The 25,228-nt window shown below is 66.7% G+C and carries 23 protein-coding genes, 1 tRNA gene and 2 pseudogenes; 9 read left to right on the top strand and 17 right to left on the bottom strand.

The features are described from left to right. Nucleotides 1–9: 9 nt before the first annotated feature. The 4 genes and pseudogenes from kdpB to HWX58_RS03230 form a co-directional block, all read right to left on the bottom strand. Nucleotides 10–2,164 (bottom strand): annotated as a pseudogene (kdpB, locus tag HWX58_RS03245) (potassium-transporting ATPase subunit KdpB). A 3-nt stretch (nt 2,165–2,167) separates the two neighbouring features. Further along, on the bottom strand, nt 2,168–3,838 hold the full coding sequence (gene kdpA / locus HWX58_RS03240; protein ID WP_062764912.1) for a potassium-transporting ATPase subunit KdpA: 1,671 nt from the start codon (nt 3,836–3,838) through the stop codon (nt 2,168–2,170). Then, complete coding sequence (locus HWX58_RS03235; protein WP_035731468.1) at nt 3,838–3,927, bottom strand: potassium-transporting ATPase subunit F; 90 nt, start codon at nt 3,925–3,927, stop codon at nt 3,838–3,840. Before HWX58_RS03235 ends, kdpA begins: the two co-directional genes overlap by 1 nt. Beyond that, nucleotides 3,924–4,091, bottom strand: coding sequence for a hypothetical protein (locus tag HWX58_RS03230; RefSeq protein WP_156198513.1), 168 nt, complete (start codon nt 4,089–4,091; stop codon nt 3,924–3,926). The genes HWX58_RS03235 and HWX58_RS03230 overlap by 4 nt, the downstream gene beginning before the upstream one ends. A gap of 349 nt (nt 4,092–4,440) precedes the next feature. Here HWX58_RS03230 and HWX58_RS03225 point away from each other — a divergent pair, with 349 nt between their 5' ends. From HWX58_RS03225 to HWX58_RS03215, 3 genes are all read left to right on the top strand, one after another. Continuing rightward, nucleotides 4,441–4,875, top strand: a complete 435-nt coding sequence (locus tag HWX58_RS03225; protein WP_250646061.1) for a hypothetical protein — start codon at nt 4,441–4,443, stop codon at nt 4,873–4,875. 14 nt (nt 4,876–4,889) lie between these two features. Beyond that, entirely contained in the window at nt 4,890–5,420 is a 531-nt protein-coding gene (locus HWX58_RS03220) for a hypothetical protein (RefSeq protein ID WP_175985595.1), read from the top strand. 176 nt (nt 5,421–5,596) lie between these two features. Beyond that, on the top strand, nt 5,597–5,983 hold the full coding sequence (locus HWX58_RS03215; protein WP_175985594.1) for a hypothetical protein: 387 nt from the start codon (nt 5,597–5,599) through the stop codon (nt 5,981–5,983). Between the two features lie 71 nt (nt 5,984–6,054). Here HWX58_RS03215 and HWX58_RS15345 read toward each other — a convergent pair whose 3' ends face one another. Then, nucleotides 6,055–6,600: a DUF6611 family protein gene (locus HWX58_RS15345; RefSeq protein ID WP_335339179.1), complete on the bottom strand. Its 546-nt coding sequence runs from the start codon at nt 6,598–6,600 to the stop codon at nt 6,055–6,057. Nucleotides 6,601–6,864: 264 nt separating this feature from the next. After that, nucleotides 6,865–8,049 (bottom strand): DNA cytosine methyltransferase, encoded by a 1,185-nt coding sequence (locus HWX58_RS03205; protein WP_250646060.1) that lies wholly within the window; start codon nt 8,047–8,049, stop codon nt 6,865–6,867. 193 nt (nt 8,050–8,242) lie between these two features. Between HWX58_RS03205 and mobF the strand changes: the two genes are divergently transcribed. Then, a complete protein-coding gene (gene mobF / locus HWX58_RS03200; protein WP_250646076.1) occupies nt 8,243–11,788 on the top strand; it encodes a MobF family relaxase in 3,546 nt (1,181 codons plus the stop codon). A gap of 178 nt (nt 11,789–11,966) precedes the next feature. After that, complete coding sequence (locus tag HWX58_RS03195; protein ID WP_062764936.1) at nt 11,967–12,338, top strand: hypothetical protein; 372 nt, start codon at nt 11,967–11,969, stop codon at nt 12,336–12,338. 215 nt (nt 12,339–12,553) lie between these two features. On the opposite strand, the gene HWX58_RS03190 is transcribed toward HWX58_RS03195, so the two are convergent. After that, nucleotides 12,554–13,435, bottom strand: a complete 882-nt coding sequence (locus tag HWX58_RS03190) for a hypothetical protein (protein ID WP_157544363.1) — start codon at nt 13,433–13,435, stop codon at nt 12,554–12,556. A 208-nt stretch (nt 13,436–13,643) separates the two neighbouring features. On the opposite strand from HWX58_RS03190, the gene HWX58_RS03185 reads away from it, so the two are divergent. Next, on the top strand, nt 13,644–14,129 hold the full coding sequence (locus HWX58_RS03185) for a TIR domain-containing protein (RefSeq protein ID WP_062764939.1): 486 nt from the start codon (nt 13,644–13,646) through the stop codon (nt 14,127–14,129). After that, nucleotides 14,126–14,611 (top strand): HIT family protein, encoded by a 486-nt coding sequence (locus tag HWX58_RS03180; protein ID WP_082758361.1) that lies wholly within the window; start codon nt 14,126–14,128, stop codon nt 14,609–14,611. The genes HWX58_RS03185 and HWX58_RS03180 overlap by 4 nt, the downstream gene beginning before the upstream one ends. Here HWX58_RS03180 and HWX58_RS03175 read toward each other — a convergent pair. After that, nucleotides 14,562–15,008: a hypothetical protein gene (locus HWX58_RS03175; protein ID WP_175985593.1), complete on the bottom strand. Its 447-nt coding sequence runs from the start codon at nt 15,006–15,008 to the stop codon at nt 14,562–14,564. The two genes, HWX58_RS03180 and HWX58_RS03175, sit on opposite strands and share 50 nt — an antisense overlap. A 171-nt stretch (nt 15,009–15,179) precedes the next feature. Here HWX58_RS03175 and HWX58_RS03170 point away from each other — a divergent pair, with 171 nt between their 5' ends. Continuing rightward, a complete protein-coding gene (locus HWX58_RS03170) occupies nt 15,180–17,990 on the top strand; it encodes an NACHT domain-containing protein (protein WP_157544365.1) in 2,811 nt (936 codons plus the stop codon). 59 nt (nt 17,991–18,049) lie between these two features. Here HWX58_RS03170 and HWX58_RS03165 read toward each other — a convergent pair whose 3' ends face one another. Further along, complete coding sequence (locus HWX58_RS03165) at nt 18,050–18,691, bottom strand: ATPase, T2SS/T4P/T4SS family (protein ID WP_175985592.1); 642 nt, start codon at nt 18,689–18,691, stop codon at nt 18,050–18,052. 129 nt (nt 18,692–18,820) lie between these two features. On the opposite strand from HWX58_RS03165, the gene HWX58_RS03160 reads away from it, so the two are divergent. After that, nucleotides 18,821–18,902, top strand: a tRNA-Leu gene (locus HWX58_RS03160). A 51-nt stretch (nt 18,903–18,953) separates the two neighbouring features. On the opposite strand, the gene HWX58_RS03155 is transcribed toward HWX58_RS03160, so the two are convergent. From HWX58_RS03155 to HWX58_RS03120, 8 genes and pseudogenes are all read right to left on the bottom strand, one after another. Then, the gene (locus HWX58_RS03155; RefSeq protein WP_175985591.1) at nt 18,954–19,790 is read right to left on the bottom strand and encodes a fumarylacetoacetate hydrolase family protein; all 837 of its coding nucleotides are present in this window, start codon (nt 19,788–19,790) and stop codon (nt 18,954–18,956) included. Next, entirely contained in the window at nt 19,790–20,194 is a 405-nt protein-coding gene (locus tag HWX58_RS03150; protein ID WP_217702936.1) for a RidA family protein, read from the bottom strand. The genes HWX58_RS03155 and HWX58_RS03150 overlap by 1 nt, the downstream gene beginning before the upstream one ends. Nucleotides 20,195–20,204: 10 nt before the next feature. Then, the gene (locus tag HWX58_RS03145) at nt 20,205–20,993 is read right to left on the bottom strand and encodes an ABC transporter ATP-binding protein (protein WP_175985590.1); all 789 of its coding nucleotides are present in this window, start codon (nt 20,991–20,993) and stop codon (nt 20,205–20,207) included. Further along, nucleotides 20,990–21,835: an ATP-binding cassette domain-containing protein gene (locus tag HWX58_RS03140; protein WP_217702935.1), complete on the bottom strand. Its 846-nt coding sequence runs from the start codon at nt 21,833–21,835 to the stop codon at nt 20,990–20,992. Before HWX58_RS03140 ends, HWX58_RS03145 begins: the two co-directional genes overlap by 4 nt. Beyond that, complete coding sequence (locus HWX58_RS03135) at nt 21,832–22,224, bottom strand: amidohydrolase family protein (RefSeq protein ID WP_250646059.1); 393 nt, start codon at nt 22,222–22,224, stop codon at nt 21,832–21,834. Before HWX58_RS03135 ends, HWX58_RS03140 begins: the two co-directional genes overlap by 4 nt. Before the next feature lie 371 nt (nt 22,225–22,595). Then, nucleotides 22,596–23,384: pseudogene (locus tag HWX58_RS14990) on the bottom strand (amidohydrolase family protein); the annotation flags it as partial. Beyond that, the gene (locus tag HWX58_RS03125; protein WP_175985587.1) at nt 23,381–24,259 is read right to left on the bottom strand and encodes an ABC transporter permease; all 879 of its coding nucleotides are present in this window, start codon (nt 24,257–24,259) and stop codon (nt 23,381–23,383) included. The pseudogene HWX58_RS14990 and the gene HWX58_RS03125, both read right to left, overlap by 4 nt. After that, entirely contained in the window at nt 24,256–25,215 is a 960-nt protein-coding gene (locus HWX58_RS03120; protein WP_175985586.1) for an ABC transporter permease, read from the bottom strand. Before HWX58_RS03120 ends, HWX58_RS03125 begins: the two co-directional genes overlap by 4 nt. Between the last annotated feature and the right edge of the window lie 13 nt (nt 25,216–25,228).

The raw sequence follows: 25,228 nt of genomic DNA, 5'->3' as shown, positions 1-25,228 counted from the left end.
TTTCGCAGGTCAGAATCCGGGGATCAGGCGCACGAGGAGATCGATGAGCCAGATGCCGATGAAGGGGGTGATGATGCCGCCCAGGCCGTAGACGGCGAGGTTGCGGCCGAGGATCTTCGACGCGTTCATCGGCCGGTACTTCACGCCGCGCAGGGCGAGGGGCACGAGGAACACGATCACGATCGCGTTGAAGATCACCGCCGACAGCACCGCCGATGCGGGCGAGTGCAACCCCATGACGTTCAGCACCGACAGGCCCGGGAACACGCCCATGAAGATCGCCGGGATGATCGCGAAGTACTTCGCGATATCGTTCGCAATCGAGAACGTGGTCAGCGCGCCGCGGGTGATCAGCAACTGCTTGCCGATCGCGACGATGTCGATGAGCTTGGTCGGGTCGGAGTCCAGGTCGACCATGTTTCCGGCCTCTTTCGCCGCCGACGTGCCGGTGTTCATCGCGACGCCCACGTCGGCCTGCGCGAGCGCGGGCGCGTCGTTGGTGCCGTCACCGGTCATCGCGACCAGGCTGCCGCCCTCCTGCTCCTTGCGGATGTAGGCGAGCTTCTGCTCGGGGGTGGCCTCGGCGAGGAAGTCGTCCACGCCGGCCTCCTTCGCGATCGCCGCTGCGGTGAGCGGGTTGTCGCCGGTGACCATCACGGTGCGGATGCCCATGGCGCGCAGTTCCGCGAACCGCGCGGTCAGGCCCTCCTTGACGATGTCTTTGAGGTGGACCACTCCAAGCACCCGTCGCTGTCCTGTCCCGGTCTTGACCGCCACCACCAGCGGGGTGCCGCCGGAGGAGGAGATGTGCTCGACGTGCTCATCCAACTCGGCGAGCACACTGCTGGGAAGGCGCGTGCCGTCCTCTTCCAGCCAGGCGGTGATCGCCGAGCCGGCGCCCTTTCGGATCTGAGACCCGTCGGGCATGTCCAGCCCGGACATGCGGGTCTGCGCGGTGAACGGCACGATCTCCCCGTTCCCTGCGGCTTCCGCGTCGACTCCCTCTACGTGGGCAAGATCGACGATCGACTTGCCCTCCGGGGTCGGGTCGGCCAGGGACGAGAGTGCGGCGGCCTCGATGAGCTCCCGCTCGCGGACGCCGTCCAACCGGACGAACGCGGTCGCGCGGCGGTTGCCGTAGGTGATGGTACCGGTCTTGTCCAGCAGCAGCGTGGTCACATCTCCGGCCGCTTCCACCGCCCGCCCGGACATGGCCAGGACGTTGCGTTGCACGAGACGGTCCATGCCCGCGATGCCGATCGCGGACAGCAACGCTCCGATCGTGGTGGGGATGAGGCAGACCAGCAGCGCCACCAGAACGGTGATACTCGCCGGGCTCGCCGGGTAGGAGGCGATCGGGTTCAGCGTCAGCGCGACGACGACGAACACGATCGACAGCGACGCGAGGAGGATGTTCAGCGCGATCTCGTTCGGGGTGCGCTGGCGGGCCGCGCCTTCCACGAGCGCGATCATCCGGTCCACGAACGTCTCGCCCGGCTTGGACGTGATCCGCACGACGATCCGGTCCGAGAGCACCCGGGTGCCGCCGGTGACGGCGGACCGGTCACCGCCGGACTCACGCACCACAGGGGCCGACTCACCGGTGATCGCGGACTCGTCCACGCTCGCAATGCCCCATACGATGTCCCCATCGCCGGGGATGAGCTCCCCGGCGGACACCACGACGATGTCGCCCAGCCGCAGATCCGCCGAGGACACGTCCGCCGCCGGGGTCTGCTCCGCTGCCGGATCGGTGCCGGGGTGGTAGCTGACCACCCGGTGCGCGGTGGTGCTGGTGCGGGTCTTACGCAGCGTGTCGGCTTGCGCCTTGCCGCGGCCTTCGGCGATCGACTCGGCGAGGTTCGCGAACAGCACCGTCAACCACAGCCAAACGGCGATGATCCAGGTGAATGACCAGGGCACGCTCGTGCCACCCGACTCCGCGGGGCCGCCGAGGAAGGGCTCGACGACGGCGGCGCGTGGTGAGCGCGGCGCCGACCCACACGATGAACATCACCGGGTTGCGCCACTGGGCGCGAGGGTCGAGCTTGCGGAGCGCACCGGGGAGCGCGGCCTGGATCTGCGCCCAGGTCAGGGTCTTGCGCCGTGCGGGCGCCGACGATTTCGGCGCCTCGGGAACAGGGGTGTGTGTGAGAGTTGACATGGTTTACAGCAGCCCTTCCGCCAGGGGACCCAGCGTGAGAACGGGGAAGAAAACGAGTGCGGTCACCAGGACTGCGGTGCCGACAGTGAGCCCGACGAACAGCGGCCGGTGCGTGGGCAAGGTTCCTGCGGTCGCGGGGATCTTGTCCTGCGCGGCGAGGGAGCCTGCCAGGGCGAGGACCAGCGCGATCGGGATGAACCGGCCGAACAACATCGCGACACCGATCGCGGCCGTCAGCCACGGGGTACTGGCGGTCAGTCCCGCGAACGCGGACCCGTTGTTGTTCGCGCCCGACGCGAACGCGTAGATCACCTCGGACAGGCCGTGCGATCCGGTGTTCGTGAGCGACTCGTTGACGATACTGTCTCGCAGCGCGGGGATCGCGAAGCTGAGCGCGACACCACCGAGGACGAGCAGCGGCATCACCAGGATGTACAGGCTCGCCAGCTTCATCTCCCGCGGGCCGATCTTCTTGCCCAGGTACTCGGGAGTGCGTCCCACGAGCAGTCCCGCGACGAACACGGCGATTACCGCGATGATCAGCATCCCGTACAGACCCGCACCGACACCACCTGGAGCGATCTCGCCCAACAGCATGTTGACCATGGGCATCATCCCGCCCAGAGCCGTGTACGAGTCGTGCATGGAATTCACCGACCCGGTGGAGGTGAGGGTGGTCGTGCCGGCGTAGATCACGGACTGCGCGAGCCCGAAACGGGCCTCCTTGCCTTCCATGGCGGCGCCCGCCAACTGCGGGGCGGTGCCGTCGCCGGCGAACTCGAACGCCGCAAGCGCCGCGACCGAGGCCAGGTAAAGCGTGCCCATCGCAGCGAGGATGGCGTACCCCTGCCGGTTATCGCCGACCATCTTGCCGAAGGTACGTGGCAGCGAGAACGGAATCAGCAGGATCAAGAAGCACTGGAAGAGGCTGATCCACCCGGTCGGGTTCTCAAACGGGTGTGACGCGTTCGCGTTGTAGAAGCCACCGCCGTTCGTGCCGAGCTCCTTGATGACTTCCTGGGACGCTACCGGCCCACCCGGAATCGTCTGCGTGCCCCCGGTGATGGTGGTGACATCGACGTAGCCGTTGAAGTTCTGCACGACGCCGCCGGCGATCAGGACGATCGCCCCGACGATCGAGAGCGGAAGAAGAATACGGAACGTGCCACGGACCAGGTCGACCCAGAAGTTGCCGATGGTGCCCGAGCGGCGGTACGCAAACCCGCGCACCAGTGCCACGGCCACGGCGATACCCGTCGCCGCAGAGACGAAGTTCTGCACCGCCAGGCCGGCGAACTGCACGGTGTACGACAGGTCCTCACCGGAGTACGCCTGCCAGTTGGTGTTGGTGACGAACGAGATAGCCGTGTTGAAAGCCACCCCCGAGTCGATGTTCTCGTTCCCCAGGGAATACGGCAACCACTGCTGCGTGCGCTGCAACAGGAACAGCAGCAGCACGCCGACGACCGAGAAGTACAGCACCGACCGCAGATAGACCTGCCAGGACTGCTCCTTCGACGGGTCAACGCCGATGACCTTATAGATCCCGCGTTCGACCTTCCAGTTCTTCCGGGTCGTGAACACCCAGGCCATGTAATCGCCGACGGGCCGGTACAGCAGACCCAGGGCGAGGGCGAGCGTTGCGACGCTCGCGATCAGCATCCACCACTCCATCAGAAACGCTCCGGCTTCACGAGAGCGAACACGAGATACACGATCGCCGCGACCCCGAGACCGGCGGCGAGAAGTTCAAAAACGATCACAGCTTCTCCACCGCCTTCCCCAGCAGCCCGACGACGACGAACAAGGCGATCACGCCGAGCACGTAGACGATGTCAAGCACAACAAGCTCCATTCGGATAACAAGCGACAGCAGGACCACTAGCCGCGCAACCCGAAACAGCGGGCGCAACTCACGATCAAACACCCACCCACACCACCGAAACAGGCGTCCTAACAGAACCCATACGAGGATCGGGCGGACTCTGACGCGCCGCTAACACGACGGGCCCGCAAAGCGCGCCGCGGGCACGGACGCGGGTCGCTACCCTCCTCTGCGTGGTGCTGTTAGCGGCAGGCCGGGAAGGCGCATGAGTTCCGTGAGGGGCTGTTCCCTGCCCGGTGGTTGCCGCGTAGAAGTGGAGGCATGACCCTCACCGCCATTCTCCCCACCCTCAGACGCCATCCCCGACCCTCTCCAACCCCGGCATTGGCCCGAGCACACCGTCCCCACGGTCTCGGATGTCGTGATCGGCGGAGTGTCCCTGAGGCGACTGGTGGAGATCAGCGGCACGCCGGCGCTCCTCACCGGGGACCTGCCGCACCCGAAACCGGCCCAGGCGCGCGCCCAGGGGATCGGCAACGATGTCACCGTCCTCGTCTTCCAGGTCACCCTCCGCATCGACACTGACAGCGATAAACGCGTTGCCCTCACCGACTGCGGATTTGACCGGGTAACACCGTACTGGGACGAGTGCCGACTCATCGGCCGCACCTCGACGGCGAAGAACACCACCATAGAACTCATCCCGGGCGAAACCGGGTCTGCGCCCTGGCCGTACCCGATCGTCACCCTTCCCGCAGACATCCACCAAGGCGACCTTCTCACCGTCCCCTGCGCCGGAGCGGTCACACTCAGCGATGTGCGCCCGCGTCCGCAGGAAGCCTTCGTACCCGCAGAACAGGCACGGGAACTCGCGGTGGCCAGATGAGCATCATGCACACCTTGATCTCTTCCCGTGCGATGGCGCTTGCTGCCCTGTACGAGGACTGCCCACCCTGGCCCGCAGACACGACGTTCGCCGACCGCGACATCAGCATCGGCGCGCAATCACTCTCCACCCTCGCCGCACAACGCGGCACCCCCTGCCTCCTGATCGCGCCCAGCAACGCGTCGGCGCGAGGAGAGGATTACCGCAGCGTCGTCATTACGGCAATCCTCGCCCGCACACCGCGCCGCGGGCTCCGACACCCCATGGAACTGACGGTCGACTGCGACCTGTCCGCCCTCGATTCCCGCGTCCTTGACGTCCTGCCCGTGCAGTGCCCGAACGCGCGGCGCCGTAAGACGACCCTGCTGCGCTCCCCGCACACGCAGACCGCCATCAGGGTGCTGCTTCCGCAGACCTGCGCCCCCGGTGACCTCCTCGCCCTCACCTGCGATGGCACGATCACACTCGGGCAGATCACCAGCCACCCCACCCGTATCCACCCCGGCAGTGACGGCGAGCAGTGGCAAGGCAGGTGCCTCAAATAATGGACACCACCCGACACACCATCCGCTCGTCTCCGGTAGGCCCGCAGCCTGGGCAGGCTCGTTTGCTCCTTTACGGCGACTCGCTCGACAGCCTCGCGTATCTTGCCGCGGCCGCTCCTCACAATCACGGCGCACTCGACGATCGGAGGGCGCGAACCATGATTGTGGGAGTCCGCGTGCCCGACACGAACCACCCTCGGCAAGCGCTCCGGAGTCAGCTCCGGGCAGCGCATGACATCCTCGCGAAACCGCTGCGCACGCACCCCCTGGTGCGGCACATCTTCTACATCGTCGAAGTCCCGTCTGACTCACCGACCCCTGACCGCGCCGTCAACGCATTGTCCGCAGCAATCTGCGCACACCACGCCGAGATCGAAATGCGCCACGGTCGAGACATCTGCATCACCGGAATCGTCACCACCTGCCGCACCGACCCCGCAGCACTCACCGAACGCGTACACCAGAGGGTTACCACCACACCTCTCGAGAGCCACTACGCGACCTCCTGGGATCAGATCGCACACAGATCCATTGCCGCCGCCGCCGCAGAAGCACTTCTTTAGCGTCGTGGAAGCCCCTACCCGTGGAGCCATCGATGGTCACGGGTGGGGGCTCCCAGCGCGAATCCGGGTGCTTACTTATCTCGCCCGGGAGACAGTGCATGCGTCTCCTCGTAGACGGCCATCCACACATGGTCGTACACGCTTCGCGTGATTCTCCCGTGGCGAAGATCCTGTGTTGCGCGCTCCATCAGCAACGACAGCGTGGTGATCATCTCTTCACGATCCTCATCATCACGATGAGGCCAGAGCACGAACCGGCTCGACCACGCCGTTGCCACGCGTCCACGAAGGGGACGTGCCTTCCACCACAGGAACGCTCCGGTCGACACCCCCACCAGCACGATCCCGACCGCCGACGCCTCAGGAGACGCGCCAATCGCGACAAGCAGAAGCCACAGCAGCAGACCCACGCTCAGGGACATCGGCGCGAAAGCACTCGCCGACCGTGCCCAGAACCGTTCATGCTCCGACGACACCGGCGAATAAACGATGAGCCGGGACGTTCCTACCCCGTGACGCGCAACAGCGTGATATATGGAGCCCCAGCGCACGGGTCGTGGCAGCCGAGAGCCGCTGGGCTGTGGCGCCCGGCCGGGTGTGGAACTTACAAGAGACATGCACTGATGCTCACCCGATCACGAGGCCACCGCGAGAGCGCCATACGGAGCTCATGCAGCAAGCCCGCAGATCGTCGCGGGTTCCTAACGCATTCCCAACACCAAAGCCCGAGCACCGCGCCGCCGGAGGCAGCAGGAGCCACTACTTGTTTCCATCCATTGACTGTCGCGTCTCGATCGAATGCGGCACCGGGAGCAGCTTAGCCGCGCTCAGCCTTGGTGAGCATGCGGGCAACGAGCGGGTCCTTGCAGTGCTGGAGTCTGTCAGGAATTGAGCATCTCCCAGGCCGTTCTCAAAGCCGCGACAGCTTGCCTCGGGAGAACACCATTCCCGAGCGAAGCAAGTTGTTGGTTGGTGGTCAGCGCATGACACGCATCGGTCACCCATCCGGACGGTAGCCCCATAAGCCATTCGACGAATAGGGGTGCTGGACGCGGGCCGGTCTCGTCGCTCAGAATCGCCGGTGACGGAGCAGCGCGGCGACTGATCTGCTCCCAGCGGGTCACAGCTTCGGCGTATCGTCCCCAGCGTCGAAGAGCTGCCCGATCAACGACCACAGGCTCTCGGACTCTTCCGGGCGCGGGTAGCCGTTCGGCCCGTGGAGGGCGAGGTCGATGATCTGATGGCTCAGTGCAATCGTGCCACGGCGCGCTTTCACCTGCTGCAAGCTCTCCCCGCCGCGTGAAGCGTCCGACGCCAGTGGGGTTCGGAAGAGTGCGGTGGGCGAGGATGAAGACCCGGTATCGGGGATGGGGTGCGCCGACGTGGGAAGCGGGTAGACCGATCCATTGCGCGTCATACCGGAGGTCGGCCAGGTCTCCCAGAACTGCTCCTGCTGCCCGAAGAGGTCGAGCTGCGGTTTCTCCCAAATGCCACGAGTCGGATTCCACACCGCGAGGGGTTGCGCCGCTGGGAGTTGCACCTCTGGGGTTGCGTTGCTCATCGTTGTCTCCTTCGGGGATCGTGCGGATCGCGGGTGCAGATAGCAGCCCGCGGACGTTCTCGATCACGACCCACTCCGGTTGCAGAGCATCGATTGCTGCGGCCATGTGAGACCAGAGTCCGGAGCGAGTGCCGGGCTTGAGGCCGGCCATCTTCCCGACCGTCGACACGTCCTGGCAAGGAAAGCCGCCGCAGAGGATGTCCACCGGCGGGACGGTATTCCAGTTGATGGTGGTGATGTCGCCGAGATTGGGGGCGTCGGGCCAGTGGTGGGAGAAGACGCGGGCGATGGGCTGGTTGATTTCGGAGAACCAGATGGTGCGGGCGTCGAAGATTTCCTCGACGGCGAGGTCGAGCCCGCCGTAGCCGGAGAACAGCGACCCTACCCGTAGGCGACCGTCGTTGGTGTTCTCGACTTCTGACATACGGACTCCGCCGATCGGGTGATCCTGGCGATCTTCTGCACACGAGTTCAACGCCGGGCTGGTCATCTGCCAGGTGCTCACCGCGCTCCCCGGACCCCGTCACCCCGCCTGCCGTCTAATCCCGGCGCCGTCGCTTACGTCTCCGCTTCTGAGCTGCCACGCGTCTTGCAGATCAAGGGCGTCGCGCGATTCGCCGCGTCAAATCTGATGCGACAGACCGCCTCCGCCCACCTCCTCATCGAGCGGGAGGGAGGCGGCCTGAGTGACGGTCTCGATGCGTGTGATGTCGGCGGGTGACGGCTATAAGTACCTGCTGCGCACCGTCGCGGCGGGCGACGGGGACAGGTCGCTCTCGACGCCGTTGACGCGCTACTACGCCGAGGAGGGAAGCCCGCCCGGTTTCTGGCTCGGTTCCGGCGTGGGGACTCTCGGTGGCGGGCAGATCGCCCAGGGCGATCAGGTCTCCGAAGCCCAGCTCCAGCTCTTGGTCGGCATGGGCCGTGACCCGATCACCGGGGCACCGTTGGGTCGCGCCTACCCCGAGTACCGGCCGGTGGCCGAGCGCGTCGCGGAGCGTGTCTCGGCCCTCGATCCGACGATCGGGCCGGCCACCCGGACCGAGGCGGTCGCAGCGATCCAGGCCGAGGAGGCGGCGCGCGGGACGCGCCGCGCGGTCGCGGGATACGACTTCACGTTCTCAGTGCCGAAGTCCGCCTCCGTGTTGTGGGCGGTTGCCGACGCCGGGACGCAAGCGCTGATCGCGGACGCGCACCATGCGGCGGTTGCAGAGGTGGTTGCGTTCATGGAGCGGGAGGTTGCAGCCACCCGCTCCGGTGCAACCGGCCGCGCCGGCGCGGTTGCGCAGGTCGATGTCCACGGGCTGATCGCCACCGCGTTCGACCACTACGACTCCCGAGCCGGTGACCCGCACCTGCACACGCACGTCGTCATCTCGAACAAGGTGCAGACCGTCCTCGACGGCAAATGGCGCTCTCTCGACGGGCGTCCAATGCACGCCGCCACCGTCGCGCTCTCCGAGCTGCACGAGGCGGTGTTCGCCGACCACCTGACCCGGACGTTTGGTGTGGAGTGGGAGGCGCGGGAGATGGGTCGCGACCGCAACCCGGCCTGGGCGGTCGCCTCGGTGCCGGAGGAGCTGGTCGCGGAGTTCTCGTCCCGGTCCCGGCACATCGAGGTCGAGAAGGATCGGCTGATCGCCGAGTATGTCGCCCGGCATGGTCGGCAGCCGTCTGCGGCGACGATCATCAAACTGCGCGCGCAGGCCACGCTCAGCACCCGCCCGGAGAAGCAGGTCCGCTCCCTCGCGGACCTGACTGCCGAGTGGCGGGAGCGGGCGGGGCACATCCTCGGGCAGAACGCAACTTCTTGGGCGCGCATCGTGACGGCGAACGACGCGCCTCTGCTGCTGCGCGCGGATGACGTGCCGTTGGACGTGATCGGCACGCTCGGGCAGTCGGTCGTGGATGTCGTCGGTGAGAAGCGGTCGACGTGGCGGCGGTGGAACCTTACGGCCGAGGCGGCCCGGCAGACGATGCGCTACAGGTTCGCGTCCACCACGGATCGGGAAGCGATCGTCGGCATGGTCGTGGACGCCGCCGAAGCCGCCTCCCTGCGGCTGACCCCGCCCGAGCTCGCATCGAGCCCGGCCGTGTTCCGCCGGCCGGACGGGACCAGCGTGTTCCGGCCGAAGCACTCGGCAGTGTTCTCCTCCGATTCGTTGCTGGCCGCCGAAGACCGCCTCCTCGAGCGTGCCCACACGACCACCGGCCCGACCGTTCCGCTTTCCACCGTCGAGAAGATCGCGGCGCGGCCGGACCAGAAGGGCCACACCCTCGGTGACGACCAAGCCGCCGCGCTGGCAAAGGTCGCCGTCTCCGGCCGACTCGTCGATGTCCTCGTCGGCCCCGCCGGCGCGGGCAAGACCACGGCCATGTCCGCGCTGCGGCGTGCGTGGGAACACGAGCACGGACGAGGGGCCGTGGTCGGGCTCGCGCCGTCCGCGGTCGCCGCGCAGGTCCTCGCCGACGACCTCGGCATCCAGACCGAGAACACCGCAAAGTGGTGGCAGAACCACCTCATGTACGGCGACACGTTCGGTATGGGGCAGCTCGTCATCGTGGACGAAGCCTCCCTCGCCGGCACCCTCTCCCTCGACCGCATCACCAGCCTTGCCGCCGGCGCGGGGGCGAAGGTGTTGCTGGCCGGCGACCATGCACAGCTCCAGTCCGTCGATGCCGGCGGTGCGTTCTCGCTGCTCGTCCACGACCGCGAGGATGCCCCCGAGCTGGTCGACGTGCACAGGTTCGTCAACGAGTGGGAGAAGACCGCTTCCCTGGGCCTGCGGCATGGCCGCACCGAAGTCATCGACACCTATCTCGACCACGACCGCATCCAGGGCGGGGAGACTGAGGCGATGGTCGATGCCGCCTACGCCGCCTGGCGGGCTGACCGGCAAGCGGGCCGGGCGACAGTGCTGGTCTCTGACTCGAACGAATCCGTCCTCGCCCTCAACCAGCGCGCCCGCACCGATCTGATCCTCGACGGCACCGTGAACCCCCGCCGCGAAGTCGAGCTCCACGACAGCACCCGCGCCGCAGTCGGCGATTCCGTCATCACCCGCAGCAACGACCGCCGCCTGCGCGCGGGACGCGGGTGGGTGCGCAACGGGGACAGGTGGACGGTCACCGAGGTCCGCGACGACGGGTCGCTCACGCTGCGCCGCGCCACGGCCCGCTGGGGCGGATCGGTCGTCCTCCCCGCCGACTATGTGGCCGAGGACCTGGACCTGGGCTACGCGGTGACCTCTCACCGGGCGCAGGGCATCACCGTCGACGCCGCGCACGTGCTGGTCGACGGGAGCATGACCAGGGAGAACCTGTATGTCGCGCTCACCCGAGGACGGCAGACGAATGTTGCCTACGTCGCCATCGACAAGCCCGATGACTCCCACGACGGCCCGCACCCCGGCGACAACACCGAAGCGACCGCCCGAAGCGTGCTGTTCGGAGTGCTCTCACACGTCGGTGCCGAGCTCTCCGCCCACGAGACCATCACCGCCGAGCAGGACGCCTGGGCGAACATCGGCCAGCTCGCCGCCGAGTACGAGACGATCGCCGCCGCCGCGCAACGTGACCGCTGGGTCACGCTCGTCTCCTCCTCCGGGCTCACCGACGAGGAGACAGAGGCCGCGATCCATTCCCCGGCGTTCGGGGCGCTCACCGCAGAGCTGCGCCGTGCCGAGGCGAACCATCACGACATCGAAAGCCTGGTGCCGCGCCTGGTGCGAGCGCGCGGGTTCCGGGACGCCGACGACATCGCCGCCGTCCTCCACTACCGTCTCGCCCACGCCGCGCAGCGGCCGGCGGGATCGGGGCGAGTCAGGAAGACACCGCGGCTGATCGCCGGGCTGATCCCCGAGGCCACCGGCACCATGAGCGCCGAGTTCCACCACGCGCTCACCGAGCGCCGCGACCTCATCGAGGCCCGAACCGACGCACTCCTGGACGCGGCGCTCACCGAACACGACGGCTGGACCAAGACTCTCGGCGCTCCACCGAAGCAGCCCCGCACCGCGGCCGCGTGGCGGCAGGCCGCCCGCACCGTCACCGCGTACCGCGACCGCTACGGCATCACGGATGCCTCACCGTTGGGCGCGCCGGCCGAGGACGACGCGCAGAAGATCGACGCCGCCCGCGCCCGGGCGGCACTCGACCGGGCCCTCGCGCTGGCCGGCACCGGCCGAACCGAACGCGAACAGCCTCGACGCACCGCGACGCGACCGCTCGGGCCGAGACTGTAGCGCCCTGCCATCGGACGGAACCCGCGACTGCCCTTACGAATGTCGCCGGGAAGTCGTACCCTGGAAGGGAGGCAGCGTTTCACATCTCTGCGGGTCCTTCGGGACAGTCCCTTCGGGGCCACTCATCACAGTTCCTGCCTCCTCGACGGAGAAACACGTCCTGATGAGAGGCCCGACCATGTTCCGACTGCTCTGGGCGGCCAGCGTCCGCACCCGCTACTTCCTGCGCCGCTACATGCCCACCAACATCCTGCTCGACCGCATCCGCACCCGCCGCGGCCTCAAATGGGGCCTGCCCGCGATGCTCCTCGCCGCCCCCTACCTGCTCGCCGCGAACATCTGCACCAACCTCATCGCAGACGGCGGACCCGGCTGGCTCAACCTCCTCGTGATCCTGTTCATCTGGAACGCACTCAAGTTCATCCTCATCGGGCCCGTCAGCCTCACCCACCTGATCCGCGCCCGCATCCACGAAGCCGCCGAACGCCGCCGTGTCCGCCGGCAAAGCGACGCGATGAAGTCCGCACGCTACGCAACTATCGGGGCATAGAAGCCCGCATGAGAAGGCCCGTCTTCGGGCGGGTCAGTACGCTCGAAGCGTGTTCATCCCCGATGGAGACGACTACCGCATCTGCCCTCAATGCGGGCTCGACTGCGAGCCCGCACCATTCGACAGCGCCGGTGCTGGCATCCGGGTCTCATTCATCTGTCCCGCCCACGGAGTCCACACCGTCGTGGACCCGTTCGCCGACACTCGGTGAATCGTCATGTCGGAAGCGACGGCGGGGCCTTCGTCGGCGGGCGAACATACTCAGCAAGCAAGTCCATCGGATCACGGCCCTCATTCCGAGCCACGATGTTCGGAGGGTCTTCGGAAGGGATCACAGGCGCCTCGTTCAGCAACAGCGGCCGCGCCTGGGTTACACGGGCGGCGAATACTCGATCAAGTTCCCCAGATCGAGCAAGGGGGACAACAATCGGCCGACCAGGCGCGTGCGGCCATACTTCGCGAAGAACCCCCTTGCTTGTACGACGGATCGCGGCGGCAGTCTGCCCGGCCATCACCAGGTCGCCGTCCTTCGGAAACACCACGATCGTGTAAAGACGTTCAAGGCCCCACGCCACGATGTGAACGCCTCCGACGACATCTGGATCGACAGGCCAGACCGCGTGATGCCCGGCCGCGTGTAGGAAGATCCAGTCGGAGAAACCCATGAACACATGGGTTCCGGGCGGCGGCAGGCGAGTCCGATAGAACTCCTCCGCTGAGGCCTCCGGATGACCACCGATCCGCCGCTTGCCCCACGCCGTGACCAGCGCCGCACGCACGACGGACCGCATCACCGTCAAGACCTCAGACGATGGAATCTCCGTCGTCTTCGCCCACGCCAGATTGACCAGACGGACCATTGCAGCCTCATCAATCTCACGCATCCACCCGTTGTTGCAGGCTTCGCAGATACCTCCGTACTGGAAGTCGAGTTGAGTGCGACTACTTGAACGCGGAGGTTGCACCTCGCCCGCAATCGACGTGCTGTGGACGACCTCGGACACGAGGTGAAAGTAAGGCTTCCACGACTCCGGGATGCGATGCTCCTTGGACTTGCGGCCCAGCGAACCGCAGAAGGGGCACGGAGCGATCGTCATGAACACGACGCTACCGACTCACGCTGCATCTATCTGCGGCGTAGGCATGGACAGGGGCAGGGGCAGGGGCAGGACATCGCTGGTCACGCACCGTTCTGCGCGCATCAGAGTTCGACGGCCAGCCACCGACGACGCATTGCCCCCTTCGCATGTCACTTCCCGCCGGTAGCCTGGAAGGGCGCCAACGAGGTCGCATAGAGAGGACGAAATGGCCAAGTCAGTGTTCTACAGCTTCCACTACGACAACGATGCGTGGCGGGTTCAGCAGATCATCAACATGGGTGTTGTCGAGGGTCAGCCGCTGCTGAACTCCCAGGAATGGGAGGAGGTGAAGAAGAAGGGCAAGGCCGCGATTGAGAAGTGGATAGACGACCAGATGGCCTACAAGAAGGCCGTGGTCGTGTTGATCGGGTCAGAGACGGCCGACCGCCCGTGGGTGGACTACGAGATTCGTAAGGCGTGGAATGCGAAGAAGCCGCTCATTGGCATCCGCATCAATGGCCTCGCCGATTCGTCTGGCAACACCGCCACCGCAGGCGTGAACCCCTTCGAGAAGGTTTCGTTGAAGGATGGAACCAAGATTTCCGACTATGTGAAGGTCATCACTCCCGGCGGTTCGACCAGCAAAGAGGTTCACGCAAGCATCAAAGCAAATCTGTCCAGCTGGGTCGACCAGGCGTACGCCCGCTCATGAGCACGGCCGGCGGGGAGGAAGAGTGCCCGTTCTGCGAGATTGTTGACCGTGACGATCCGGACGCCCGCGAGGTTTACCGGGATGAGCACACGGTCGCCTTCTTCCCCACCGAGCCAGCCGTACTAGGCCACATTATGGTCATCCCCCGTGCACATGTTCCCGACATCTGGCATCTCACAGACGTCCAGGCCCAGCAGCTCAGCGTGACCGCACTGCGGATCGCGACCGCGATCCGCGACAGCCTGCACCCGGACGGGTTGAACGTCATCCAGTCAAACGGTGAGGCGGCCAGCCAGAGTGTTCTGCACGTGCATGTGCACCTGGTGCCGCGCACCGAGGGTGATCGCATCGGACGGATTTGGCCCCCGGAGAGTAACTACAGCGAGGCGCAGAAAGACGATGCCTGGGAGGTGTTGCGGGCGGCTTGTCGGGCTATCGGCAGTGAAGCCACACCAAGACAGCCAGGCCCACCAGCAGGATGATGCCGTAGTAGTCACGCACGGACCATGACCACACCACCTTGCCCCATCCGATCGACTCGCATTGGGCGCGAGTGAGGGTTCCGCAGTACCGGGTCGCGTTCATCTCGTAGACGTCAACGGCCTCATCTCGGGCCGCGTCGAACAGCAACCGATACTTGCGTTCCTCGCGAAGATAACGGGCGTCAACGGCGGCGAACAGCAGCACCGCGAACATACCCAACAACGCCACCACAGCCGATGAGTTCGTGCCGGCGTAGCCGTATGCAGCGGTCGCGATTGTCAGCGCCCATCCCTTGGCAACGGCCGATGCGGAGGACATCCGCCCAATCGCCGTCTGAATGAAGGCCAGATGTTGGCGGCGGTCCTCGGAGAACTGCACCGGAGCTTGATCCGTCACTCTGCCCCCTCACGTCGTCGTGGTATCAGCATATCGACGCACTCCGCTTGCGAATGGCTCACGCCGGGCAGGCAGCCGGACACTCCAGATCGAGGCCACGCGGGCGGCCTCTGCGTCGATGCCCGCGCCCGATGGGATTATGTAGAAGGACTACTCACGGGAGGCGGCTCGATGGCGCAGGACTACCCGTTGGAAGAACTCAGTCCGCGTGCGTTCGAACAACTCACGGTCGCGTTGGCTCTTAAGGTACTCGGGCATGGAGTCGAGGCCTTCGGGTCGGGTCCGGATGGCGGCCGCGAAGCGACGTACACGGGCCCAGTGAATTGGTCCGCGACAACGGGGTTCGGTGCCGACTCGTGGGACGGGTATGTCGTCCTTCAAGCGAAGCAGAAGGAAACCCTCGGCACTCCGGCGCAGAACGCCTCTTGGCTGCTGAAGCAGGTTTCCGAAGAGTTCGACTCCTGGTTGGCCAATGACAGCAAGCGAGGCCGGCTTCCTCAATACATAGTCTTCGTGACGAACGCGAGGCTAAGCAGCGTCGCGGACGCTGGAGGAATCGACCAGATCAATGCCAGCATCCGGCAGCGAATCAGCGCGCCAGTGCCGGGCTCAGACGGTAAAGACTCGCTCGCAGCCCGCGGCCTTCGCGCCGCAAAGGTCTGGCATCGTGACCAACTCAACGGCCTGCTGACTGTGAACGACGGAATCCGAAACGCGTTCAAGGGAATGCTGACGGTCGGAGATATCCTCACTCGACTCGGTGCGCTTGGCGGGTTACTTGAGCCTTCTCAGTTCGAGCCTGTACTGAAGGCTCACGCAATGAGAACTCTGGGTGTGGAACGATGGGTGAACTTCAGCGATGCGGGCGGAACAACTCGACAGTCCGTTGACGAGGTCATCATCGATCTCAAGGCTGATGGCACTCGTGCCGAGAACATGACGCTGATGCACGAGGTGATTGATCGCGGCGACTCAGTATTGAAGCCATCTTTCCATCCCACGCCACCCCATCTCGTCCTAACAGGACAGCCGGGCAGCGGCAAGAGCACAACGACGTCGTTCTTGACCCAGATGTATCGGTCCGGATTCGCTGCCGACGAATCGCTGACCCCAACGACGTCCGCCATCGTCGATGGGACCGCGGCCGCTCTGAAACGCATCAACGTACGACCACCAAAGAACCATCGCTGGCCGATTCGGGTGAACCTCGCGCATTATGCCGACGAGCTTGGTCCAAGTGGCGACAAGAGCCTTTTGAGATGGCTTAGCGAACGCGTGACCGCGCGCGCCGAGTTAGATATCAAGCCGCACACGTTGAAGAGGTGGATTCAACACTGGCCCTGCCTTGTAGTCTTTGATGGGCTCGATGAAGTCACCGCGCCAGAAGTACGCCCCCGCGTCCTGGACGAGATCAGAACGTTCGTCGAGGAAGCGCACCAGGACGATGCAGACCTTCTCGTGGTCGTCACTACGCGGCCTATGGGCTACACGGAACAGATCATGCCCGAGCTCTTCACCCAGCTCGATTTGAAGTACCTGGATGCTCCGACCGCAATCAGCTACGGGCGCCACATCACGTCTCGCCGCCTGTCCGATGACCTGGATCGGCGGGATCAGGTGATTAGCCGCTTCGAGAAGCAGGCCTCCGACGCGACCATGCTGCGACTCATGAAGACGCCTCTACAAGTCCTCATCATGACCCTGATTCTTGAACAGTTCGGCGTCCTCCCCGCCGACCGATATCAACTCTTCTGGCGCTACTTCGAAACCATTTATCAGCGAGAGTCAGCAAAGCCCACAAACCTCGCACCATTCCTCACGGAACATCGACCAGCGATCACAGACTTGCACGAATCCGTCGGGCTCTCGCTACAGATCCATGCCGAAACCTCGACCGATGCGCGCTCGATCCTTACCAAAGCTGAACTCCGCCAACTTGCCGTCCAACGTCTCGTTCAGGTCGGTCACCAGCTCGGCCCAGAGGTGGACAGGATCGCCGATCGGATTGTGCAGGCAACTACCGAACGTCTGGTGCTGTTGGTGCCCGCAGAAGACGACGGCGTCTCGTTTGAAATACGCAGCCTTCAGGAACTAATGGCTGCCCGCGCGTTGAGCAACGTCACCGACGAGCAACTACACGCCCACCTCTCAACAACCGCTCCTAGCCCACACTGGCGCAATACATGGGTGTTCGTGGCGGGACGGACATTCGCCGAAGGCCCTGACCATCGCCGGAACCTCGTCACCGAAGTCGTGGAGAACGTGGACAAGAGCGCTAACTGGCCAGGCTGGCTATGCGCAATCGGACCGGAACTGGCGGCTTACCTCCTCGACGATGGCCTAGCGGCGCGAACTCCCCGATGGCAGCGACGGCTCATCGACGTCGCGCTAAGAGCGCTCTCAGGTCCGGTCCCCCAAGACAATCGCGCCGTCGCAATAGGCCTCTCAAATGCCAGCGTGGGGAATGACCTGATGTACATCCGAAACGCGCTCAAAACTGCGTTCGCGGGAACCCCCATCGCGCGCACGATCGCGCACTCCATCTTGACCATAGGCCAGTTCGGCGCACCCATACCGGAGGCACAAACCTCCCGCGAGAAGCAGTCCGGCGTCAAGACCACCGGGTCGAACGCCCTGTTGGCCGACCTCATTGAGCCCCAGCTATCCGAGCTCGGACTGTCGGGCACCGCTCGCCAATCGCTGGACAGCATCGTCAACGAGCTTCGCGATACGGCTCTCACGGCCGCTTGGGACGCCGGACGACAGCGACTACTCGCAACACTGCCAGCAGCGCTGCCTCTCACGACCGCAGGGCTACGAGACGGCGAGGTCGGGACCGCCCTCGAAATCTCGCTAGGGGCGCTCGGACCGGAGAACTGGAGCGCCACGGCGGCATTGGGACAAGCAGTGTGGCCCTCGCTAGCTCGGGCACCAATCGGGCAAGAGCTTAGATCGCAGATGCAGGTGGACCCTACTTCGTAGTCGCTCTCATGAGCGTTCGCCCGCCGTACGCTTCGCGCTGCGCGTACTCAGTAGTGGCGTCAGAGATTCCATGTGGTATTGCCCGCGTGGGTCGCGCCCGAGACGATGATGCTGGATCCGTCGCGCATCGCCCGCCGCAGCAGCTCGGCGACGTCGGCCGGCATCGTGCCGAGCTCGACGAGCGCCTCCAGGGTGCGGTAGCCGGGCAGGAACTTGCGGATGTTCACGGCCCACGACCCGCGGACGACATCCGCGATCGCGACGTGGAGTCTTGACCCGTCCGGCAGCGACGCGTCGACGAACGGCTGGCTGATGTCGACGCGTCGGCCCGTGGACTGCAGCATCCGCTCGACGAGGTCGCGCAGCACGGCATCGGTGAGCCCTAGCTCGATGCGCTCCGAGACGCCGCCCCGAGCCACGTAGACGCGATCGGGGCCGTTGAGCCAGACCTCCTCGATCGTCGGATCGTCCAGCAGCGGCTGCAGAACGCCGAATCCGCTGACCGACGCCAGCACGTCGCGCACCAGCGCCGATTCGTCGTCGATCATCGCGTCGCCGCGCGACAGGGCGAGGTCGTTGTAGCGGCGGACCTCGGCCTGCGCGATGCGTCTGGCCTCGTCGGGGGCGAGCGCGGGATCGGTGCGTTCGGCGCGCAGACGACGGCGCACGCGTTCGGCGACGACGAGGGACGGCTGGCTCACCCCGGCATCCTCGCAAGAATCCCGAATCGGCCGTGAAAGTTATCCACAGGCGGCGTCAGGATCCCCGTCACGATCGCGACGGCTTCCCGTCTGCGGCGGTTGCCGGCGGGCATCTAGACTGAACCCTGCGCGGGAGTGGTGAAATCGGTAGACACGCAGGATTTAGGTTCCTGTGCCTCAGGGCGTGCGGGTTCAAGTCCCGCCTTCCGCACGGATCGGCCTCCACCTGCCCGTCCCTCGGCCAGGAAGCCGACGACGGCCCTCAGCGGAACGTCTGACTCATCCAGCCGATCCCGGTCGCGCTCGAGCGCACAGTCTCGCCTGCGGCGAGGTATCGCCGAGGCTCACGCCCGAAGCCCACGCCCGGCGGCGTCCCCGTGAACACGAGGTCGCCCGGTCGCAGTTCGACGACGTCCGACAGGAACTCGATCAGTGCGGGGATCGGCAAGATGAGGTCGGCGAGGGGCGCACGTTGCATGATCTCCCCCGCCACCGCGCATTCGAGGACAACCTCCGCGGGATCGGGAAGCGCGTCGGGGGTCACCAGCACAGGACCGATCGGCGCGAAGCCGGCGAACGACTTGCCGAGCGAGAACTGCACCGGTGCGCCCGCGAACTGCACGGCCCGATCGGAGTAGTCCTGCCCGATCGTGAGACCCGCGATCGCCTCCCACGCCCGCTCGGCGGGGATCGACCGCCCGCCGGTACCGATCACGGCGACGATCTCGATCTCCCAGTCGACCTCGTCGCCCGTGAGACGCACGTCCTCCCCCGGCCCGGCGACGGACGACGGGAACTTGGTGAAGACGATCGGGACCTCGGGGACGGCGAAACCGGACTCCGCGGCGTGGTCGACGTAATTGAGGCCGATCGCGAGCACCTGTGAGGGCGACGGAGAGAGCGCGCCGAGACGGTCGAGCTCGGGCTGGGCGTCCCCCGGTGCGTCCTCGAATCCATCCGCCCAGAGACGGAAGACCGTCCACTCGGTGTAGAGGCGCGCGACATCGCGGGAGAACCGCCCGCCGCTCGCCGTCTCGACGTCGACCTCACCCTCAGCCGTGAGTAGCGTGGAGCGGCCGTCGAGCACGCACAGGCGCATCAGCGATCACCAGGAACGACGACGATCGCGTCGATCTCGATGTCGAATCCGCGCAGCGCGGCCTCGATCGTCGTCCGGGCCGGCAGCGGCTCGCTGAGGAACTCGCGCGCGATCTCGTTGAACTCGGCAAAGTCGTCGGGGTTGCGCAGATACACGCCGTAGCGCCCCGCGTTGGCGAGGCTCGAGCCGGCGGCCTGCGCGACTGTCTCGAGGTTCGCGAAGGTCCGTCGCACCTGATCTGCGAAGGTCGCACCGACCCGCTGCCCGTTCTCATCGAAGGGCCCTTGGCCCGCGAGGAAGGCGAATCCCCCCGAGAGGGCGGCCTGCGCGTAGGGTCCGGCGGGAGGCGGAGCATCCGGGCTGGAGACGTTGGAGATCATGGGGTCCTCTCTCTTGTTTGTCATGTCCGCACCGTCATCCCCGAAGGCGAGGGACGGCGGTCAGCAGACGTCGGGTGTACTCGTGCTGCGGCGCGAGCAGGATCTGGCTGACGGGACCGTGCTCAACCACGTCCCCGCGATACATCACGTAGACGACGTCGCAGAACCTGGCCACCACGCCCATGTCGTGCGTGATCATCAGGACCGCCATGTCGCGCTCGACGGCCAGGCGATCCAGCGTGCCGAGCACGGCAGCTTGGACCGTCACATCGAGGGCGCTGGTCGCCTCGTCCGCGATCAGGAGCCGCGGACGGGACGCGATGGCCATCGCGATCATCACGCGCTGCCGCATCCCGCCGCTCAGCTCGTGCGGGTACTGATCGAAGACGCGGTCGGGATCGCGGATGCCGACCTCGGCGAGGCTGCGGACGACGGCACTGCGCGCCGCCTTCCTGGTCGTCGAGGAGTGCGCGCGCAGCACGTCGACGATCTGGGCACCCACCGTGAACACGGGGTTGAGGACGGACATCGGGTCCTGGAAGATCATCGAGATGCGCCGACCCCTGATCTCTCGCAGTGCACGGTCGTCTGCGCGCAGCAGGTCCTTGCCGTCGAACATCACACGCGACGCGTCTCCGTACACCATAATCGACTCGTCGTTGAGCCTCAGCACGCTCATCGCGGTGACAGACTTCCCAGACCCGGACTCGCCGATGATGCCGACGCGCGCTCCGGGCTCGACCTCGATGGACACGCTGGTGACCGCCGGTGCGGGCGCTCCCTCGAACGTGATGCTCAGGTTCTCGATCGACAGCAGGGTCATCGCTCCTCCCCCTCCTCGGAAGAAAGGGTGTGCAGGGGGCTGGTCAGCCCCTCGGGGATCGACGGCGCCCGGTGCCGCTCCACCGGGTCCGGTTCGAGGACCGCGTCCAGCAACGCACGCGTGTACGGATCCGTGGGATGGTCGAAGACCTCGTCGACCGCGCCGGCTTCCACGACGCGCCCCTGGCTCATCACGGCGACGTCGTGGGACATGCGGCGCACGACGCCGAGGTTGTGCGCGATGAACAGGTAGGCGATGCCGAACTCGGACTGCAGGTCCTGGAGCAGATCGAGAACCTGCGACTGGACCGAGACGTCGAGCGCGCTGGTGGGCTCGTCGCACACGATGAGATCCGGGTTGAGGGCCACGGCCCGAGCGATCGCGATGCGCTGACGCTGTCCCCCGGAGAACTCGTGCGGATACCGAGTCGCCATCGCCGGGTCGAGCCCGACGCGCTCGAGTAGCTCCCCCACGCGCAGGCGGGCCGCTCGTGCGTCGGCGGCACCGTGCACGAGCAGCGGCTCGGCGATCTGGGCGCCGACGCGCATCCGCGGATCCAGCGTCGAGTAGGGGTCCTGGAAGACCATCTGCAGCCGGGCACGCGTGGCCCGCCAGACCGTCCTCGACTGGGCGGCGAGCTCGCGTCCGTCGAACCGTGCCGACCCCGCGTAGGGGGTCAGTCCCAGCACGGCGCGAGCCACCGAGGACTTCCCCGATCCGGATTCTCCGACGATGCCGAGGGTGCGTCCGGCTTCGATCGCGAAGGACACGCCCTCGACGATGTTGCGCCCGGTCCCGTAGTCAATGGCGAGTCCGTCGACTTCCAGCAGTGCACCTGTCACCGTTGCCTCCTCAGCAGTCCCCCGGGCAGCCGCCCGGTGATGTGGCCGTCCTCGGCGATGACCTGGCCGCCGACCCACACGCGTTCGATGCCGGCGGGGACGACGAGCGGATCCGCATAGGTCGCGCGATCGTGAACGCGGTCGGGGTCGAACAGAACCAGGTCCGCGACCGCGCCGACCTCGATCCTCCCGCGATCGACCAGCCCGAGCCGCCGCGCCGCCTTCCCCGTCATCTTCCAGACGATCTCCTCGATGCCCATGCCGTCGTCGAGGAGCTCCCGCATCGCGCGCGGGAACGTGCCGATGGAACGGGGATGGGGGCGATTGAGGTCGTGGTCGAGCCCGAGTGCGACACCGTCCGAGGCGATGCCGACCCGCGGATGCTGCATGACCCGCCTCGCATCCTCCGGGCGGGTCCCGACGACGATGACGTCGACGAGTCCGTCGTGCAGGAGGAGAAGATCGAGCAGGATGCCGGCCCAGTCCCCGCGCCCGGGGTCCGCCGCGACGATCTCCGCGAGCGTGCGCCCGACGTCCGCCGTCGGGCGCACGCCGGTGCGTGCCACCGTGATGGCGTCGGCGCCGAAGGCCCGCTCCGAGCAGAGCTGGCGAGGACGTCGGCGCGTTCCTCGCGGAGTCGCCGGAGCGCCTCTCCCGGTCCGAGCGCGCGCAGACGCGACGGCAGCAGCTGCAGTCCCGTGGTGTGCCCGGCGAGATAGGGATAGGCGTCGGCCTCCACGTCGGCACCGGCGTCGTCCAGCAGTGCGAGAGCCTCGTCCAGCCCCGCCCCGGACGGGTCTGCGATCGAACGGAGGTGCGAGATCTGCAACGGCACGTGCGCGGCGGCGGTGATCTCCAGGACCTCGCGCATCGCGGCGGGCAACTCTGCGGCGTCGTACGCGCGCATGTGGGTCGCGAGGAACCCTCCGCGCCTGGCGACGACCTCCGCGAGGGCGACGAGCTCTGCCGCGTCGCTCAGTTCCCCCGGGGCGTACATCAGTCCGAGGCTCAGCCCCGCGTAGCCCGCGGCCATCGCATCGTCGACGATCGCCGCCATCTGCGCCCGCTCCCGTTCCCCCGCGGGGGCCGTGTCCGCGCCGAGGACGGCGCGACGGACTCCCCCATGGCCGAGGAGCGCGACGATGTTCGTCGAGGCCTCCACCTCGGCCACCGCGTCGAGGTACTCGACCGGGGTGCTCCAGGCGAAGTCCCCGAGGGGCGCGACGTCGATCGTGCCGATCGTGTCGCGGAAGCCCGGGTCGGACGCCGGCGCCGGGCTCATGCCGCAGTTGCCGACCACCTCCGTGGTGATCCCCTGGAGCGCCCTCGTCTCCCCGCCGGGATAGGCGAACCGGGAGAGGTCGGAGTGCGCGTGCATGTCGATGAACCCCGGCGCCAGGACGAGGCCGTCGGCGTCGACGCGACGGCCGGAGGACTCACCCTCGCCGATCGTCGCGATGCGCCCGTCACGGACGACGACGTCGGCGGTGACGGCGGGTGCACCGGTGCCGTCGACCACACGCGCTCCGCGGATCGTGAACCCGGTCATGCGGTCCTCCTCCGGCGCAGCGGATTGGTGGACTCCGCAATGAGCTCGCCCGCGTACATGAGCGCCGCGGCGACGAGAGTGATCGCGACGCCGGCGGCGACCGCATAGTACGGCGCCGTCATGTAGTAGTCCTTCGACGACTCGAGGATCGTCCCCCAGGTCGCTTGAGGAAGCGGTACGCCCAGGCCGAGGTAGCTGAGACCGGCCTCGATGAGGATGGCCTCCGACATGAGCTGCGGCACGAGGGTGGCGAGAGGGCCGGCGGCGTTCGGCAGGATGTGACGCACGAGCGTGCGGACGGGGCCCGCCCCCACCACGCGGACGGCGGTGATGAAATCGCGCTCCCGCAGCGACCTGGTCTGAGCCCGGACGAGAAGGAAGACACGGGGGAAGAACAGGAAGCCGATGATCGCCGTCAGGCTTGTCCCGCTCGCCCCGAAGCTCGCGACCATGAGGATGGCGAAGAGGATGAGGGGGAAGGCCAGCGTCGCCGAGGCTGTGCTGGAGAGGGCCCAGTCCGGCCAGCGGCGTGAGCTGCCGGCGATGAGACCGGTGGGCACGCCGATGAGGAGGGCGATCAGCACGCTGCCCGCCGCGATGAGGATCTCGAGCCGGACGGCGTGCACGATCCGCGCCCAGATGTCCGCACCCGCCTCGTCGGTGCCCATCGGATGCGCCAGGCTCGGCGGCTGCAGGATCGCCGTGGCATCGATGGCCGTCGGCGAGTGCGGCGAGAAGAGGCCCGGCCACAGCGCCATGAGGAGCACGACCACCCCGAAGACGATCATGACGAGGCGGGCGGGGCCAAGACGACGCACGGGCGCCCAGATGCCGCCGCGCTCGCGGACGGGGACGCGAAGGGTCGATGTGCTCATTTGCTGATCCTCGGGTCGACGAGACGGTACGCGATGTCGGCGAGGTAGCCGATCAGTAGGACGAAGACCGTCGTCAGGAGCACCGCGCCCTGTACGACGAGATAGTCCCTGTTCAAGACGCTGCTGAGCAGCAGCTGCCCGAGTCCTCCGAGGCCGAAGACCGCCTCGACGAGGACTCCCCCGCCGATCAGCGCACCGATCTGCACGCCGACGATGGTGATCATCGGAAGCACGGCGTTGCGCGTCGCGTACACGAAGACGCGTCTCCGTTCGGACAGCCCCATCGCCAGGGCCGTGCGCATGTAGTCCTGGCGGAACACGTCGACGGCCTCCGCGTACACGAAGCGCGTGAGCACGGCGGCGAGGAAGACCGCGAGGGTGAGCACGGGCAGCACCATATGCGACAGGAAGCCGCCGAGGTCGTCGAACGGATCAACGAAGCCGCCGGAGGGGAGCGCGCGGAGAGTCACGGAGAACAGGATGATGAGGAGCAGGCCGAGCCAGACACCCGGCACGGCGATCGCGACCGTCGTGCCGCCGCGGACGACCCGGGCGAGCCACCCCGTCGGCCGGTAGGCGGCCCTCATCCCGAGGAGCACCGCGATCGGGACCGACACGAGGACGGTGAGCCCGATCAGCCAGAGCGTCGACGGCAACGCCTGCAGGATGAGAGCGACGACTGGCTCGCCGCTACGCGCCGACTCCCCGAAGTCTCCCCCCAGGATGTTGCCAAGCCAGATGGCGTACTGCACGGGCCAGGGCTGGTCCAGCCCCATCTCCTGCCGAAGCCGCTCCAATGTCGCCGCCGCGTCCGGGCGCCCTGCCTGCGGGCCGAGCAGCAGGACCGCGGGGTCCCCGGGTGTGAGACGGAGGGCGAGGAACACCAGCACCGATACGAGCCAGAGCACGACCAGGAGCTTGGCGGCCTCGACCGCCGCGCGTCTCGCCAGTTTCATATTCCTCGCCCTC

This window comes from Microbacterium tenebrionis, assembly GCF_903645325.1.
GTDB classification, from domain to species: domain Bacteria; phylum Actinomycetota; class Actinomycetes; order Actinomycetales; family Microbacteriaceae; genus Microbacterium; species Microbacterium tenebrionis.
Note: the sequence above shows the minus strand (reverse complement) of the source record. Positions and strands in the feature narration are given on the sequence as shown.

Excerpts from the sequence above, each read along its gene's own strand:
- kdpA (WP_062764912.1), bottom strand. The coding sequence starts at position 3,838 with ATGGAGTGGTGGATGCTGATCGCGAGCGTCGCAACGCTCGCCCTCGCC.
- HWX58_RS15345 (WP_335339179.1), bottom strand. The coding sequence starts at position 6,600 with ATGTCTCTTGTAAGTTCCACACCCGGCCGGGCGCCACAGCCCAGCGGC.
- mobF (WP_250646076.1), top strand. The coding sequence starts at position 8,243 with ATGCGTGTGATGTCGGCGGGTGACGGCTATAAGTACCTGCTGCGCACC.
- HWX58_RS03195 (WP_062764936.1), top strand. The coding sequence starts at position 11,967 with ATGTTCCGACTGCTCTGGGCGGCCAGCGTCCGCACCCGCTACTTCCTG.
- HWX58_RS03190 (WP_157544363.1), bottom strand. The coding sequence starts at position 13,435 with ATGACGATCGCTCCGTGCCCCTTCTGCGGTTCGCTGGGCCGCAAGTCC.
- HWX58_RS03185 (WP_062764939.1), top strand. The coding sequence starts at position 13,644 with ATGGCCAAGTCAGTGTTCTACAGCTTCCACTACGACAACGATGCGTGG.
- HWX58_RS03180 (WP_082758361.1), top strand. The coding sequence starts at position 14,126 with ATGAGCACGGCCGGCGGGGAGGAAGAGTGCCCGTTCTGCGAGATTGTT.
- HWX58_RS03170 (WP_157544365.1), top strand. The coding sequence starts at position 15,180 with ATGGCGCAGGACTACCCGTTGGAAGAACTCAGTCCGCGTGCGTTCGAA.
- HWX58_RS03155 (WP_175985591.1), bottom strand. The coding sequence starts at position 19,790 with ATGCGCCTGTGCGTGCTCGACGGCCGCTCCACGCTACTCACGGCTGAG.
- HWX58_RS03150 (WP_217702936.1), bottom strand. The coding sequence starts at position 20,194 with ATGACAAACAAGAGAGAGGACCCCATGATCTCCAACGTCTCCAGCCCG.
- HWX58_RS03145 (WP_175985590.1), bottom strand. The coding sequence starts at position 20,993 with ATGACCCTGCTGTCGATCGAGAACCTGAGCATCACGTTCGAGGGAGCG.
- HWX58_RS03135 (WP_250646059.1), bottom strand. The coding sequence starts at position 22,224 with ATGCAGCATCCGCGGGTCGGCATCGCCTCGGACGGTGTCGCACTCGGG.
- HWX58_RS03125 (WP_175985587.1), bottom strand. The coding sequence starts at position 24,259 with ATGAGCACATCGACCCTTCGCGTCCCCGTCCGCGAGCGCGGCGGCATC.
- HWX58_RS03120 (WP_175985586.1), bottom strand. The coding sequence starts at position 25,215 with ATGAAACTGGCGAGACGCGCGGCGGTCGAGGCCGCCAAGCTCCTGGTC.